The organism is Gammaproteobacteria bacterium (assembly GCA_011682695.1).
Classification (GTDB): domain Bacteria; phylum Actinomycetota; class Acidimicrobiia; order Spongiisociales; family UBA4744; genus BMS3Bbin01.
Genome location: JAACED010000021.1, coordinates 19,753 through 34,349 on the forward strand (window position 1 = coordinate 19,753; position 14,597 = coordinate 34,349).

A 14,597-nucleotide genomic window follows, 5' to 3' on the forward strand; every position below is an offset into this window, starting at 1 on the left:
TACGTTCTTTTACGCCGGGCCCGAGGCCCGGGTGAAGGGAACGCGCCGGTAGGCAGGCACACGACACAACCCCTTCAACCCGGAGCCGGTGGCTCCGGGTTTTTCGTTCCCGGAGTCCTGGTCCCAAGAGAGGATTCGGACACCATGAGCAGCCAGCCAGCATTGAAGAGCCACCGCAGTGAGGGCTCGACCACAACCGTGGTTCGGGTCGGCCCGGTGCAGTTTGGCGGTGGCTCCTACCCGGTGATCGCCGGTCCCTGCGCTATCGAAAGCGACGCGCAGATGATGCGAACTGCCGAGATCGTCTCCCGCAACGGCGCTTCGATGCTGCGCGGTGGCGCCTACAAGCCGAGGACCTCCCCGTACTCGTTCCAGGGTCTCGGCCCGGAAGGCCTCCGCATCCTCCAGAAGACCGGACAGGCAACGGGCCTGCCGACGATCAGCGAGGTGATGGAGCCGGGCGACGTCGACCTCGTGGCGAGCCACGTCGACATGCTCCAAGTCGGCTCCCGCAACATGCAGAACTTCCCTCTGTTGTGCGCGGTTGCACGATCGGGCAAGCCGGTGCTCCTCAAGCGTGGTCTGGCCGCCACGGTCGATGAGTGGCTGCTCGCCGCCGAGTACATCCTGGACGGCGGCAACACCCAGGTCGTGCTGTGCGAACGCGGTATCCGGACGTTTGAGACGAGAACCCGCAACACCCTCGACATCGGGGCGGTCCCCGTCGTGAAGGCGCTCAGTCACCTGCCGGTGATCATCGATCCGAGCCACGCATCGGGCCGCAGAGACCTGATCGTTCCGTTCGCGCTCGCCGGGCGCGCAGTCGGAGCCGACGGGATCATGGTCGAAGTACATGACGAGCCGGACCGGGCGCTCTCCGACGGTCCACAGCAGCTCGACGCCGCCGGCTTCGACCGGCTCATGGAGGCCCTCGGCATTGTTGCGGTTCGCGAAGACATCGATCGGATCGACCGCCAGATCCTCCGCCTCCTCGCCCAAAGACTCTCACATTCGGTCGAGATCGGTCAGGCGAAGACGGCGCGCGGCCTCCCACTGCACAGTCCCGGCCGCGAGGCCGAGATCCTCGCCGGCCTGACGGCGGAGGCGGAAGGCTCCGGACTCGACCCCCTGGTGGTGCGGGCACTCTTCGAAACCATTCTGCATCAATCGCGCAGAGCGCAACGTCGTGCCCTCTCACCGCTCGCGGCAGCGGCCGGCGGGAGCCGGGCCGGTGCGTGAGGGCACCGCCGGGATTCTCGGCACCGGACTGATCGGAGCGTCAATCGGCCTCGGGTTGACCGCGGCAGGATGGAACGTGGTCGGATGGGATCCGAACCCTGCGTCGCTGCACGCGGCGCACGAGCGCGGCGCGGTGGCCCGGATGGCCGCCTCCGAAACCGATCTCGTCTCCGAAGATCTGGATCTACTCGTCCTGGCCGGTCCGCCGAAGGCGGTCCCCGTGACACTTCGGAGCCTCTCGACCGATGTACTGGTGACCGACGTCACCGGTGTCAAGATCCCTGTGATCACCGCCGGCGCCCACCTCCCCCACTTCGTGCCCGGCCATCCGATGGCGGGACGGGAGCTGAGCGGCCCGGACGCCGCAACGCCCGTGTTGTTCCGTGGAGCGACTTGGATCCTCATCACGGACGGGGCCGATCCTGACGATATGGAACGGGTCGAGGAGATCGTGCGACACCTCGGCGCCAATCCGGTGCGAATGTCCGCAGGCGAGCACGATCGGGCAATCGCCGTCGTGAGCCACCTGCCGCAGCTCCTTGCTTCGACGCTGATCGCGGAGGCCGCGGCGGAGATTGGAGACCTTTCCCTCGTCGGTGGCGGCTTTCGCGATCTCACGCGAGTGGCCGCGTCCGATGCGGCCCTGTGGTCCGAGCTGCTGGCTGCCAACCGACAGCTGGCGATCGAGACGATCGAACGGTTCGGTCGCAGACTGCAGCGGTGGGCGGATCTCCTCGAAACCGAGTCACACCGGGAGGTCACCGCAGCCCTGACCGAGGCGGGCCGCCTCCAAGAAGACCTCCACGCTGCGGTGAGCACGGTCGAGGTCTCGTTGCTGGACCGACCGGGCGAACTCGCCGCTGTCGGCCGGGCGCTGGAGCACAGCCGAGTGGATGTACGCGACATGCAGCTTCGTCACGCACCCCATGGTGGCGGCGGCCTGCTGAAGGTGTTCGTGCGGAACGGCGACATTCCGGCTCTGTGCCGGGCGTTGAATGCCGAAACGTTGACCGTGGCACGAATCAGAGGTAACGGACAATGAAGGTCGGATACCAAGGAGAGGAACGCTCCTACAGCCACCAGGCCGTGACAGGCCTGTATCCGCAGGCCGAGACGGTGGGACTGCACGGGTTCGCCGAGGCCTTCGCCGCCCTCGCCGACGGCAGCGTCGACCTGCTGGTCGTTCCGATCGAGAACTCGACGACCGGCAGCATTCTCGAAGTCCTCGATAGACTTGCCGCCGCCGATGCATCGATCGTCGCCGAGCACTACGGGAGGATACGTCATGCCCTCATCGGTCTTCCCGGTGCAAAACCTGCCGACATCCGACGAGTGTTGTCTCATCCCGAGGCGCTGGCCCAAGCCCGCGAAACGTTGACCGTCCGTGGATGGGAGCCGGTCGCCGTGCCGGACACCGCCGGCGCGGTGCGCCTCGTGGCGGAGAACCGCGACCCGACACAGGCTGCCCTCGCCCCTCCCGCCTCGAGTCGGCGCTACGGGCTCAAGGTCCTGCTCTCCGACGTCGTCGACCGCGACCACAACGCCACCCGGTTCGTAGCCCTCGCCCCCGGCCCGCCATTCGCCGGACCCGCCGACAACAAGAGCTCAATCTCCTTCTCGACCGCCCACAACCCAGGTGCGTTGGCGATGACCCTCACCGAATTGGGATTGCGCGGCGCCAACCTGACCCGGATCGAGTCGAGACCGGGGAGAACCGCCTGGTCCTATCGCTTCTACGTGGATCTGCTGCACGAGCCGGGGCCGGCCGGAGTGGCACGGATCGTGGACCCGCCCCCGCACTCGATCGACGATCTCCACGTTCTCGGAACCTACCGGGCCGCGAAGTGACCCTGCTGTCAGTCCGGATGTGAGGACGGTGTTACCCGCGACTCAGGCAGTCAGTCGGCGGACTGCGATTGCTCGGGCTCGACAACCAGGTTCGGAAGCACACGGTCGAGCCGGCGCGGGATCCACCAGTTCCTGTCTCCGAACAGCTCCATCGTGGCGGGCACGAGCAGCATCCGCACCACGGTCGCGTCGATGGCGACCGCCGCGGCGAGACCGAGCCCGAGGATCTTGACCGTCCTTGTGTCCTCGAGCAGAAAGCTACCGAAGACGAAGACCATGATCAGGGCCGCCGCAGTGATGACCCGCGCGGTGACGGTCAACCCGTCGGACACCGCCGCGCTGTTGTCACCGTGTCGGTCGTACTCCTCGCGGATACGTGTCAGCAGGAACACCTCGTAGTCCATCGAGAGCCCGAAGACGATGGCGAACAGCATCATCGGGATGAACGGCTCGATCGGGCCGGGCGCGATACCCAGCAGGCCACCGCCCCATCCCCACTGGAAGACCGCGACGACGATGCCGTACGCGGCGCTGATGGCGAGCAGGTTCATCACGACCGCGCTCGCCGGAACGAGCACCGAACGGAACACCGCCATGAGGAACAGGAACGAGATAAGCAGTACGGCCCCGTAGAAGTACCAGATCCGCTGAGAGAGATACTCCGAGAAGTCGAGATTCAACGCCACCGGCCCGGTGACCCTGATGTCGGTTCCCACCGTCTCGTCGATCTGCGGGATGACGTCGTTGCGGAGGTCGTGAACGAGTTCGGTCGTCACCTCGTCCTGCGGTGACGTCTCGGGGATCACCTGCCAAAGCACGGCGGTCGGCTGCTGAGGGTCGTTGGGAATGGGACGGGACACGCGGGCGATCCCATCGACCTCCCCGAGCGTGTCCGCCACACCCTGGAGCGCCATGAGGTTCGTTCCCTCCGGCAGCTCGCTGACGAGAAGCAACGGTCCGTTCGCTCCTGGCCCGAAACCCTCGGTGAGGAGGTCGGAGGCCTCCCTCGTCGTCGTCCCTTCAGGATCGTTGCTCGAGTCGGCGAAGCCGAGCTGAACGGAGAGGACCGGAATGGCGACGACGGCGAGCACGACGATGCCCGTCATGGTGATCACTCCTGCTCTCCGCTGGACGAAGCGGCTCCACCGGTAGAAGGCGGTCTCCTCGATGGGCTTGTCGGACGAGATCGTGACCCGCTTCTGGAGCGGGCCGCGGAAGCGTCCTGCGACGACGGCAGCGGCGGCGAGGATGATTGCCACCCTGAGCGCCGGGATGTCGAGTGCCACACCGATGAGGGCGGCCGCCACGAGGACGGAGGCGACCAGACCACCGCGACGCGTCACCTGGATGCGGTGTCCGCCGAGGCCAATGAGGGCAGGGAGCAGAGTGACCGATGCAGCCATCGTCAGCAGCACGGTCGTCGATGCGGCAACGGCGAGACCCGTGATGAACGTGACACCCATCAGCAACATGCCGAGAAGCGAAACGACGACGGTGACGCCGGCGAATAACACGGCCCGCCCCGCCGAGTTGAGCGCAGCCGCGACCGAGGCTCCGATCGGGTCCCCGCGGTCGAGATACTCCCGGTACCGAGTGACGATGAACAGGGCGTAGTCGATGCCCACACCGAGGCCGATCATGATGCCGATCGTTGCGGCGAAGTCGGGCATCTCGATGACGTTGCTCACCAACGCAGTAATCAGCACGCCCGTTCCGACGCCCGCGAGCGCCGTCGCTATGGGCAGACCCATTGCCAGCACGGAGCCGAACGCCGCGATCAATACGAACATGGCGAAGGCCAGGCCGAGGGTCTCCGAACTCGGCGGTTCCCGATGGCGGAACACGTCACCGCCGAGAGCCATCTCGAGTCCGTCGATTTCCGGGGATATCGAGGCGATCTCATTGCCGATCCTGGCACCCTCGTCGGTGGTGGTCCCCGCCTCCAGGACGAGCTGGGCATAGGCGATCTTGCCTGCACTCTCGGCGTTCGTCGAGATCTGACTTCCACCGATCGGCGAGTACGGGCTCACGACGTTGACCACACCGTCGATCTGCTTCGTTCCCACGAACAACTCGGACATCGCCGCTTGCACGTCCGGGTCGCCGACCCCCTGTTCGGCCCGGAACACGATGGTCGCCGGGTCACCTCCCGCGCCAGGGAACTCGGAGGCGAGGATGTCCAGACCCTCACTGCTCTCCGACGCAGGAGCCGTAATGTTGGAGCTAAAGGCCGGTCCTACGCTGACGACGGCGCCGGCGAGTATGGCTACCGTCAGGAGCCAGGCAGCGATGAATCGCCACGGATGGGACGCGGCGAATCGGCCGAGGCGTGCGAGCATGAGGAACTCTCCAGATGAGACAGACTGAATTAAGCGAGACAGACCATATCATGTGCGTGGAGGTACCGCATGTCCAGCTCTGAACACAAGACCAACCCGCAGGTCCAGCGCACCCATCGCCTGATGCTCGATGCAGCTCGTGGACTGCTTTCGGAACACGGCCCCGAAGCGGTAACCCACCTGCGGGTCGCCGAGGCGGCCGGTGTCGCCAGGGCCACGGTCTACCGCCACTGGCCCGAACGATCCGACATCCTGCTCGACCTCGTGCGCCGGGGAGCCGACCTCCACCCGGCCTCTCCCCCGGCGGATCTCCCCATCTCCGATCGAATGACCAGGCTCCTCCAGACGTTTGCTGCGGCCCTGAACGGCGACAGCGGACAGATCATGACCGCGATGATCAGCCTCGCCGAATGGGATAAGGACGTGTTCGCCGCGCTCGAACGAATGACGGCGTTCGGGCCGAAGCTGCTGCGGGATCTCCTGCGCGCCGGTCTCGAAGAGGGCTCAATCACCCCCGGCGTCGACATCGACCTGCTCACAGACCGGCTGATCGGCCCCCTCTACCTCCGACGGCTCCTCTACCACGACGAGATCACCGCCACGTACGTGGATCATCTCGTCGCGAACACCCTGACGCCGCACCTTTCCGCCTGACGGTCGGTGGACACACACAGCCGTTCGACGCACCTCGACGGAGTGGCCGGTCGTGCAACCCCGGATCTCTGCTATCGTTGCGCAGGCCGCACCGGGTGGAGGCCAGCGTACAGTCGCTTCCCCGGTGGTTATACGGCTTAGTTTCTCACCCGGTTGGACTGCCTCTTCGGCCGACTCTTGATCCTGTAGGCGATGGACGCCGCGCGGTCGAGCGAGAGATCGGCACATTCACCTATCTTCCCCATCCGGGACCAGGAGTCACCATGACAACCACGTTCGCCCATCTTGGGCTGCCCGACCCGCTCGTACGTGCGCTCGCCAAGAGCGACATCGTCGAGCCTTTCCCCGTTCAGGCAGTCACAATTCCCGATGCCCTCGCCGGCAAGGATGTGTCTGGAAGGGCCCCGACCGGGTCCGGAAAGACCCTCGCTTTCGGTCTCCCACTTCTCACGAACGTCGACCGGGCAAACGGGTTTCGGCCCCGCGCTCTGATCTTGGCTCCCACGCGAGAGCTCGCCGAGCAGATCAAGCGCGAATTGTCTCCACTCGCCAAGGCAGTCGGTCGCCGCGTGTTCGCCATCTATGGCGGCGTGGGATACGGCCCCCAGAAGAACGCACTGCGCAAAGGTATCGACGTCCTGGTCGCAACCCCCGGACGGCTCGAAGACCTCATCGAGCAACGATCCGTAGACCTGAGTCAGGTCGATATCGTCGTGGTCGACGAGGCGGACCGGATGGCAGACATGGGATTCTTCCCCGCCGTGCGACGAATCCTCGATCGTACTTCGCGGCGTCGACAGACACTCCTGTTCTCTGCGACGCTCGACGGAGATGTAGCGGTGCTGAGTCGCGACTACCAGCGGGATCCTGTCCGTCACGAAGCGGGGACCGTGGAACCTGAAACGGTTGATGCCCGGCACCTCTTCTGGCTGGTGCAACACCACGACCGGGTGCAGCACACCGCAGACCTGGTCGACGCGGCCGGCCGCTCCATCGTGTTCACGCGTACCCGTCACGGTGCCGACCGGCTCGTCAAGCAGCTCACCAAGCTGGGGATCGGTGCGGTCGCCATGCACGGTGGGCGCTCCCAGAACCAGCGAACCAGAGCCCTCCAGGCGTTCTCGTCCGGTCGCGCTCAGGCGCTGATCGCAACCGACGTTGCCGCGAGAGGCATCCACATCGACGCGGTCGCGTCCGTGATCCACTTCGATCCCCCGGGCGACTCCAAGGACTACCTGCATCGGTCGGGCCGCACAGCCCGAGCCGGCGCTACCGGAACGGTCGTCAGCCTCGTGACCGGCGACCAGCAGCGAAACGTTCGCCGTATGCAGCGGGATCTCGACCTGCACGCACCCATCGAGGCGCCTCAACTCGATGCGCTCCGCCACGGTGGACACCGGGTCGGTGAGCCTGCGCCGGAAGGACCAAGGCGAAAGACTCCCACCATGCGGCCGGCTGCACGCTCCAAGACGCAACCGCACCACACAGGTGGCGGCGGCGGGCAGAGCGTTTATGTCGCAAACCTGCCGTGGGAAGCCACCGTCGACGACGTGCAAACACTGTTCGCGCGCTACGGCGAGGTCCACCAGACCACCATCATCACCGACCGGCGAACGGGACGTTCCAAGGGGTTCGGCTTCGTCGACATGCCCCAGTCGGGCGCCCGGACCGCGATCGAGGCGCTGCACGGGTCGACGCTGGAAGGACGGGACCTCACCGTTCGCTTCGCCAAGCCGAGGCGCCAGCACGACTGACCCTCATGTCGGACAACCGACTCGGTGAATGTCATCGTCCGTTGGCTTGGTGATGAATGAGCCCGGCGGGGCTTCATGTTCAAACGCAGAGTCAGACGCTGCACGAGCAGACTGGCGGGGGCTCCCTCGGGAGCCCCCGTGTTCTTCAGGCAGATGGGTGTCTTAGTAGCCGGACTGGTAGACGCTGCCGGTGATGGGATCCCAGTCCATGTCGTAGGCGACACAAATGGCGTAGGCCATGCCCATCTCCCAGTCACCTCGAGGGGCCGGGATCGATTCGACGTACAGCGCCGAGCTGTTGTAGGTGACACCAACGTAATCTTCGAAGACGGAACCGGCGCATTCGGTGTCTGCCTCTTCCTGGAGCACGTCGGAGCCAGGCCAAGGCTCGGAAGAATCGAACTGGATGATGGCGATCACCTCATTGTCGTGTGGCTGGTTGCAGTCCACAGGTGTGATGTAGCCGGCGTCGAGGTCGATCCCTTCGTCGTCGAAGCATGTGCCCGGCCAGAGTTCCAGGTACTCGTACACGTCCTCCTGACTCGGCGATGCCGTGGCCGGAGGAGCTGCGGTCGGCGGGTTCGTTGCGGGAACATCCTCCGCAGCGAGTTTCTCACCGGAGTTCAGGACACCTTCGTAGAACAGGTCCGTGTCGGGCCGGTACACCTCGATGGAAATCGCATCGGTGGCGTTCCGGCTGCGAAGCACGTCGCAATAGTCGGCCATGGTGCCGTCGGTGGCAGGGACGATCCCTTCGATGAGGGTGACGATATCGCCGGGTTTGACCCCGGCGTTCCCTGCAGGGCTGCCGGAGACAATCGAGTTGACGAAGACGCCGGACATGCCGCCCTGGCTGATCGCCTGCCCGTTGATGCCGATGGAGGTGACATCCTCGCCGGCTTTGAGCTGGTCGAGAACGGAGAGGGCTTCGTCACGGCCGATCGCGTACGCCTGGCCGGCAGAGTCTCCGGCATAGTTGACGGCGATCACATTGCCGCCCTCGGTGACGATTGGTCCACCGGATGAACCGGGAAGGGTGTCAGCGGAATGCTCGATCACATGATCGACCGACGACCAGTCGGACTCGCCGTCGGCTTTTGCTTTCGAGACGATCCCATCCAGCAGCGTGTATTCGGTGGAACCGAGCGGGAACCCGGCAGCGTAGATTTTCTCACCGGCCACGATCGGGTCCTCGGACCACACGAGATAGTCGAACCCGTCACCGTCGATGTCGATGACTGCCAGATCGGAGCATTCGGACACACCGAGGACCTTCGCGTTGCGGGGTTCGGCCTCCCCATTCACGTACACGTCCAGGAAAGCTGCGCCGGCGACCACATGGTTGTTGGTGACCGCGATGCCGGACTTGTCGATGATGAACCCGGATCCGGTGCCGGCCGTGTTGAACATGGTACCTTCGCCCGGTTCCACGAAACTGCCATGGGCAATGATGCGCACTACCGCGCTGCGCACTCCCTCCAGACTGTTGACTGCCTTTCCGCTGCCATCAGAGGTGTCGTCCAGGTTGTCCCCGATGCTGAATTCGGCACTACAGGAAGCGGCGACAAGCGCCACGGCTATCAGCGCGAGATGTAGTTTCCTGATCCGCATGTCACTCTCCTTGGCTCACATACCGTTCCGTGGTGCCAATACCATACCTTCACAAGTGTGGCAGGCCCTTGGATTCACTATCAAAATACGCCAGCAAACAACCAGCGTTCATGACACCTGACCCCCGGCAGACAACGCGATTCCCGCCGGAGCATCTCGGACACTGGTTCCGCCCGCCCTGGTGTCGCGCTGTCGAATCTGCGGGCAGATGACCATCTCACCGGCGCATGGCGTCCCTCGTCGCAGAGTACGTCGATCCGTTGGCGGTCTCATCAACACCGCGACACGCATGTTCGCTCTCGAGCAGCAAGATACGTCCACTTCGTCGGTGATCCTGACAATGTCAATACCCTTCGGAGGTGAGTTGTGCCGGATCGAAGGTGTGATCGCTGAGGGCTTTGGAGAACGCGTCGTAGTCCGGTTCGCTGAACATGAGTCCGGAGATCCAGATGATGACGCTGCGGTCGGCATTCCAGGCCGCGATGTCCAGCTTGACGGCATAGAGATAGTCCGTTTCGCAGTGGTGCCAGAACCGGTAGACGCCGTCATAGGTGCCGTCGTCGTAGACGCCGATACCGCCCTCGACACACCGATCGGACCAGTTGCGGGATTTGATCCACATCTCTGGGGTCCACGAGTCGTACGGGGTTTTGTGGGCGATGCCCATCTGGTAACCGGTGACGGTCCAGTCGGTGGTGTACTCGGCGATGTCATCTGCGCCGATGACATACAGTTGCACGCCGGTGCCGTACGGCCCGTCGGGTGACCCGTAGATGGGTGAGGCGTCAACGGAGAGTTCGAGTCCCCATTCGTCGGGTTTTGAGCTGTGGATGACATGGTGAACGTCGTCCACTGGGACGTAGGCGGCGTACGGTTCGGCAGGCAGCAGGTAGAAACCAGTGTTCTTGATCCAGTCGAAACCGCCGTTGTCATTACCAGGCGGCGGCCCGAAGGCAGGCAACGTCGTGGTGGTAGGTGGCGGCAGCGGTTTGGCCGTTGTCGTTGTCGGCTGAGCAACGGTGGTGTTCTTCCAGTTTTGCCCGTTGGAGGTGAGGACGACGTCGGTGCCAAGGACCCCCTCGTAGAACAGGTCGTCGCCGGGCCTGTAGATGACGATGGGGATGGGCTCGACGGCATTGTGACTGTGAAGGGCCAGGCAGTAGTTGTCGATGCCCTGTTCGGAGGCGGCTTCGTTCCCGTCGATGGAGACGATGATGTCGCCAGGTTGGATGGCGATCTGATCGGCGGCGCTGTTGGGGAGAACGCCGCGCACCCAGAGGCCGTCGGGTCCGGAGGTGTTGGCCGGATCGCGATAATAGGTGGTGTTGAGGCCGATGGTGACCAGGGGGCTGGTGCCGGGACGGCCGCCCATCTCGAGATCGCCGACTCCCGCTCCCACGACCGAGAAGGGGATGGCGAAAGTGACCGTATCGTCAATGGGCCGGGTGATGGCAACGACGGTACCGTCGTCGGCGAGGACGGGCGCACCGGCTTCCCCGATCCAGGTTGGCACGTCCAGGCTGGCGAAGACGTCGGCGTCGAACCAGGGGGTTCCCCCACTGAGGCTGGCACTCGTGACGGTCCCGTCGGTGACGGTGTAGACGGGCATGTCTTGGGGATAGCCGCCGATGGTGACATGTTGGCCCACGGCGAGGAGGTCCCCGGAAATCCAGAGAAACGGGTGGTCTTCCTCCTCGATGAAAAGGACGGCCAGGTCGAAGCACTCGTCGGTAGCGACCACGGTGGCGGCGTGCGGTTGCGAGTCGTCGGCGAAATACACGTCGATGTTGTCGGCACCGGCGACAGCATGATTGGTGGTGAGGATGTGCCCGGTAGAGCTGATGACAAACCCTGTTGCGGCGGTGGGAGCGGGATACAGGGTCTCGTATTCAGGCGGGTCGTTGAACGGCCCGGCGACGACACGGACGATGGCGGCGCCGGCGTCTTGCAGGTTGGTGATGATGCCCCCGTCGGTCGGGCTGGAGGTACCTCCGCCAGGGATGCTGGTGGCGGCGTTGCCGGACGGCAGGCTCGTGCCGGTGGTATCAGTAGTGGTGGTGGTCGTCGTATTGATTTGGATAGTGCAGGCGCTCAGAACGAGTGCAAGACCGACGAGTGCGATCCTGATGCTTCGTGACATTGCCGTTCTCCAGAAGTGTCGTCGTGACTGGACTGTACCGACAAGCGTTCCATCGGATCAAAACCGTCGCCGTGCCGTCTGCGTGTGACGTTCAGACGAACACGGCACGCCGTGTTTCAAGCCAACCAGTCAGAATCCTCACTTCCCGTATTCGACACTCCGGGTCCAAACCTCAAGCATTCATGTTGAGAGGGACCTGTGCCACAGCTCATCAGATTTGCTGCCTACCGAGCCGCAAAGCCCTCCGCAACCAGGCTGTGCCGTTCGTCGACAGCGATACCCCACACCCGACCATCGCGGACCGGTCCACAACCGGCGTGTCTCCCCGCCGTCAGCCACCTGAGCCTTTCCGACATCTGATCACTCTCATGAACCTTCCGAGACATCCGCGGACACACATCTCGAGCCCAATCGTCCCCGATGCAGGGCCCACGCTTCACCCGGTGCGTTCGAAGCGATGGGCCTGCCAGCTCGTGAGCGGCGGGCCTGCTCCGGCGGCGACTTGCCGGGCATCGACCACGGACCCGTCGGCGAGCTGGAACCGGTAGGGCCGGCCACCCCGGCGCTCTTCGGCAACGTAGGCGTCGACGGCCCGGCACAGGTCATCGCGGGAAAGGTCAAACGGCGTCCACAGGGAGCGCTCCACCGTTTCGACAAACCGGTAGCCGCCGACGTCGGCGAGTCCCCGGATCCGCTCCTCTCCGTAGTGGGACGCCGCCTGAAGGAGGACGATGGCACCGGGTTTGAGGAACGGCCGGGCGCCGTCGAGGACCCGGCGACGCCACTCCAGCCCATCTCCGTCGTCGGAGGCCGGCGGGTTGGCGATGAGGAAGTCGACGCCACCTACGAGCCGCTCGAGGAGATCCCGGTCGTCGGGGTCGTAGGGGGTAAAGAGGTCGGCCCGGACGACAACGACTCGGTCGGTGGCGCCGTTGCGAGTGACGTTCCGACGGGCGTTCGCCACCGCTTCTGGGTCCCGTTCGATGGCGATGATGGAGGTCACCGCCGGGATGCGAGCCGCGGCGATCGAGAGAAGTCCGGTGCCTGTGCCCCAGTCGATGCCGACGCCGGCGAGGAGCCCGCGGCAGCGACCCACGGCCCGTACCGTCGCCCGGCTCGCCGGCGTGACCGGTCCCCCGCCGGCGGCGATCTCCACCTCGACGGTTCCCAGCCCACCGGTATCCTCGACGCGCACGACCATGCCAGGAAACGTAGCAGGGCCGGGTCTGATGCCTGCCGGGCCGACGACGGCACCTGAACCTCTGATCTCACCGCGGGATCGCTCGGCAACTCACGACCATGGTCGCCACCGCACCCTGTCAGCCGACGAGCAGATGGCCAACCGCCGGATCGACTCGCACCGGCGCCTGGCCGTTGTACGCAGTGACCTCGAACAGACCTGCAGACTGCTCCTGCGTACCACGTCAACATGAGCGACATCCTCCTGTGCGCGGTCGCCGGCGGTCTGCAGACCCCTCTGATGGAGCCCGCTTGCCAGAACTGTTCCCGGTGGTACTGCTCATGGGCACCATCGCGCTCGGGATCGGGGCGTTTCCCTACGCCGGACCGCTCAACCTGACCGTGGCCACCGATCGGGACAGCTGTCCCGATCTCGCGATACTCGTCGAAGGCGTAGAGAACTCACTCGACAAAACGGCCCGGAAAGTCGCTTCCTCGAGAGGCTTGGACCCCATACGCCCGCCGGTTCTCTGTGTGGCTCACCTCGCGGTTCCTCCGTCGAGCCCGAGCAACTCCGGGACATCATGCGGATCGATGTCGGGATCGACCCGATGCAGCTCCCAGGTTTCCTCGTGCGATGTAGAAGCGCCCGGGCGAAGTGAGACCAGTGGCCCGAGAGTCTCGAGTTCGATGAATCGTGAGTCGCAATAGCACTGGGCCGTTGCACCGAAGTCGACGTGGCGGTCGCCGGTGGAGTGTTGCGCACGCTTCACGAACACCGAATCGCCCCTCACGTACGCCATCCAGCCTCGATCCAGGGACGTTCCCACTTTGGTGGGCCGGGTGCGATTGGCCTCGAGTATGACCATCCGGTTCTCAACCACGAACGGGGCGTCTTCCGGGCCGGTATATGGCCAGACGACGATCGCAGCGTTCGCCTGCAAACCGTGCGGATCCACGAGATGGCCAGCCAGCGGAATCAGGGCCGTACCGCCGACGGGCAATTGGGTGATCGCCCACGGTGCGGCGTCGATCGCCTTGTCTCCGGTGTTAATGAGGGTGTGGACTATGGAGACCGTGTTGCTCCCGACGTGCGGATGGATGATCATCTTCTTCTCTATCCCGAGGTTCGCGCTGCCGGTTTGAACGACCTGCAGCGCCGCACCGATCTCGGCCACGACCACGGGTTCGTCGTCGGGTTCGTATGTGATATCAGGCACCTCAGGCGCAGCCCATAGCCGGTGGCCACCACGAAACCTGTAGGAGCGACCGTCGGGAAGATCGAGTGCGACGTCACCCAACTCGGCGAGCACATTCATCGACCCGATTTCTGAGAAGGCGGTGATACGAGGTCCAAATCCGGTAGCTACGGTCAAGGCAAGCCGGTCGCCGGCGATATGAACCTGATTGAAATCGTTGTCGAATGTGATCGTCATGCCGCCTCCGATGCGCCGCTGCACATGGTAGATCTCGGCCCGTTCGAGTAGATGACTCGCTGCCAGAAGACTGTCGACGTGATGACGAAACCCGCCTCACCTCGCACTCCATCGCTGTCCGGCAAGTGACTGGAGACGATGTCGCACGGGCAGGCACGGAGGTGTATCGACAGGCGGTGGGGTCTCCAACGATACGGAGGCGCTTCGGCGAACTCGGCATGGACCGTCTTGACGTACCCCCCGAATGCCTACTACGCCTACACCCTCTCGACCGAATGGCACACGACCTGCCAGGTGTCGAGATGAAGCGCCGACTTGTATGCGGGGACCGGTCATGGCGGGTTTTGGCTCGTAGTGTCCGGTAGGTCGTTGGCGGGGTTGGCTCGTGAATCGCCTG

11 protein-coding genes are annotated in these 14,597 nt (G+C 64.6%); 7 read left to right on the top strand and 4 right to left on the bottom strand.

Annotated elements, in window-relative coordinates; all coding sequences use genetic code 11:
- The first annotated feature begins 144 nt into the window (after nucleotides 1-144).
- From aroF to GWP04_06100, 3 genes are read left to right on the top strand one after another with little or no spacing between them, the layout of a single operon-like run.
- The gene (aroF, locus tag GWP04_06090; GenBank protein ID NIA25123.1) at nucleotides 145-1,239 is read left to right on the top strand and encodes a 3-deoxy-7-phosphoheptulonate synthase; all 1,095 of its coding nucleotides are present in this window, start codon (nucleotides 145-147) and stop codon (nucleotides 1,237-1,239) included.
- Nucleotides 1,232-2,281, top strand: a complete 1,050-nt coding sequence (locus GWP04_06095) for a prephenate dehydrogenase/arogenate dehydrogenase family protein (GenBank protein ID NIA25124.1) — start codon at nucleotides 1,232-1,234, stop codon at nucleotides 2,279-2,281. Before aroF ends, GWP04_06095 begins: the two co-directional genes overlap by 8 nt.
- Entirely contained in the window at nucleotides 2,278-3,087 is an 810-nt protein-coding gene (locus GWP04_06100) for a bifunctional chorismate mutase/prephenate dehydratase (GenBank protein ID NIA25125.1), read from the top strand. The genes GWP04_06095 and GWP04_06100 overlap by 4 nt, the downstream gene beginning before the upstream one ends.
- A gap of 50 nt (nucleotides 3,088-3,137) precedes the next feature.
- On the opposite strand, the gene GWP04_06105 is transcribed toward GWP04_06100, so the two are convergent.
- Nucleotides 3,138-5,426 (bottom strand): MMPL family transporter, encoded by a 2,289-nt coding sequence (locus GWP04_06105; GenBank protein NIA25126.1) that lies wholly within the window; start codon nucleotides 5,424-5,426, stop codon nucleotides 3,138-3,140.
- A 69-nt stretch (nucleotides 5,427-5,495) separates the two neighbouring features.
- Here GWP04_06105 and GWP04_06110 point away from each other — a divergent pair, with 69 nt between their 5' ends.
- Together GWP04_06110 and GWP04_06115 are read left to right on the top strand one after the other, a co-directional pair.
- On the top strand, nucleotides 5,496-6,080 hold the full coding sequence (locus GWP04_06110; GenBank protein ID NIA25127.1) for a TetR family transcriptional regulator: 585 nt from the start codon (nucleotides 5,496-5,498) through the stop codon (nucleotides 6,078-6,080).
- Nucleotides 6,081-6,343: 263 nt separating this feature from the next.
- Nucleotides 6,344-7,834: a DEAD/DEAH box helicase gene (locus GWP04_06115; GenBank protein NIA25128.1), complete on the top strand. Its 1,491-nt coding sequence runs from the start codon at nucleotides 6,344-6,346 to the stop codon at nucleotides 7,832-7,834.
- Between the two features lie 162 nt (nucleotides 7,835-7,996).
- Here the strand turns inward: GWP04_06115 and GWP04_06120 are convergent, their stop codons facing one another.
- The 3 genes from GWP04_06120 to GWP04_06130 all read right to left on the bottom strand — a co-directional run bounded on the left by GWP04_06120 (nucleotide 7,997) and on the right by GWP04_06130 (nucleotide 12,786).
- The gene (locus tag GWP04_06120; protein ID NIA25129.1) at nucleotides 7,997-9,445 is read right to left on the bottom strand and encodes a PDZ domain-containing protein; all 1,449 of its coding nucleotides are present in this window, start codon (nucleotides 9,443-9,445) and stop codon (nucleotides 7,997-7,999) included.
- A 343-nt stretch (nucleotides 9,446-9,788) separates the two neighbouring features.
- Nucleotides 9,789-11,585: a hypothetical protein gene (locus GWP04_06125; protein ID NIA25130.1), complete on the bottom strand. Its 1,797-nt coding sequence runs from the start codon at nucleotides 11,583-11,585 to the stop codon at nucleotides 9,789-9,791.
- Nucleotides 11,586-12,021: 436 nt separating this feature from the next.
- A complete protein-coding gene (locus tag GWP04_06130) occupies nucleotides 12,022-12,786 on the bottom strand; it encodes a methyltransferase (GenBank protein ID NIA25131.1) in 765 nt (254 codons plus the stop codon).
- 290 nt (nucleotides 12,787-13,076) lie between these two features.
- Here GWP04_06130 and GWP04_06135 point away from each other — a divergent pair, with 290 nt between their 5' ends.
- Together GWP04_06135 and GWP04_06140 are read left to right on the top strand one after the other, a co-directional pair.
- Nucleotides 13,077-13,475 (top strand): DUF1298 domain-containing protein, encoded by a 399-nt coding sequence (locus tag GWP04_06135; GenBank protein ID NIA25132.1) that lies wholly within the window; start codon nucleotides 13,077-13,079, stop codon nucleotides 13,473-13,475.
- Nucleotides 13,476-13,726: 251 nt separating this feature from the next.
- Nucleotides 13,727-14,002, top strand: coding sequence for a hypothetical protein (locus tag GWP04_06140; protein NIA25133.1), 276 nt, complete (start codon nucleotides 13,727-13,729; stop codon nucleotides 14,000-14,002).
- Nucleotides 14,003-14,597: the final 595 nt, after the last annotated feature.

Excerpts from the sequence above, each read along its gene's own strand:
- aroF (NIA25123.1), top strand. The coding sequence starts at position 145 with ATGAGCAGCCAGCCAGCATTGAAGAGCCACCGCAGTGAGGGCTCGACC.
- GWP04_06110 (NIA25127.1), top strand. The coding sequence starts at position 5,496 with ATGTCCAGCTCTGAACACAAGACCAACCCGCAGGTCCAGCGCACCCAT.
- GWP04_06140 (NIA25133.1), top strand. The coding sequence starts at position 13,727 with ATGGCCAGCCAGCGGAATCAGGGCCGTACCGCCGACGGGCAATTGGGT.
- GWP04_06105 (NIA25126.1), bottom strand. The coding sequence starts at position 5,426 with ATGCTCGCACGCCTCGGCCGATTCGCCGCGTCCCATCCGTGGCGATTC.
- GWP04_06100 (NIA25125.1), top strand. The coding sequence starts at position 2,278 with ATGAAGGTCGGATACCAAGGAGAGGAACGCTCCTACAGCCACCAGGCC.
- GWP04_06125 (NIA25130.1), bottom strand. The coding sequence starts at position 11,585 with ATGTCACGAAGCATCAGGATCGCACTCGTCGGTCTTGCACTCGTTCTG.
- GWP04_06130 (NIA25131.1), bottom strand. The coding sequence starts at position 12,786 with ATGGTCGTGCGCGTCGAGGATACCGGTGGGCTGGGAACCGTCGAGGTG.
- GWP04_06120 (NIA25129.1), bottom strand. The coding sequence starts at position 9,445 with ATGCGGATCAGGAAACTACATCTCGCGCTGATAGCCGTGGCGCTTGTC.
- GWP04_06115 (NIA25128.1), top strand. The coding sequence starts at position 6,344 with ATGACAACCACGTTCGCCCATCTTGGGCTGCCCGACCCGCTCGTACGT.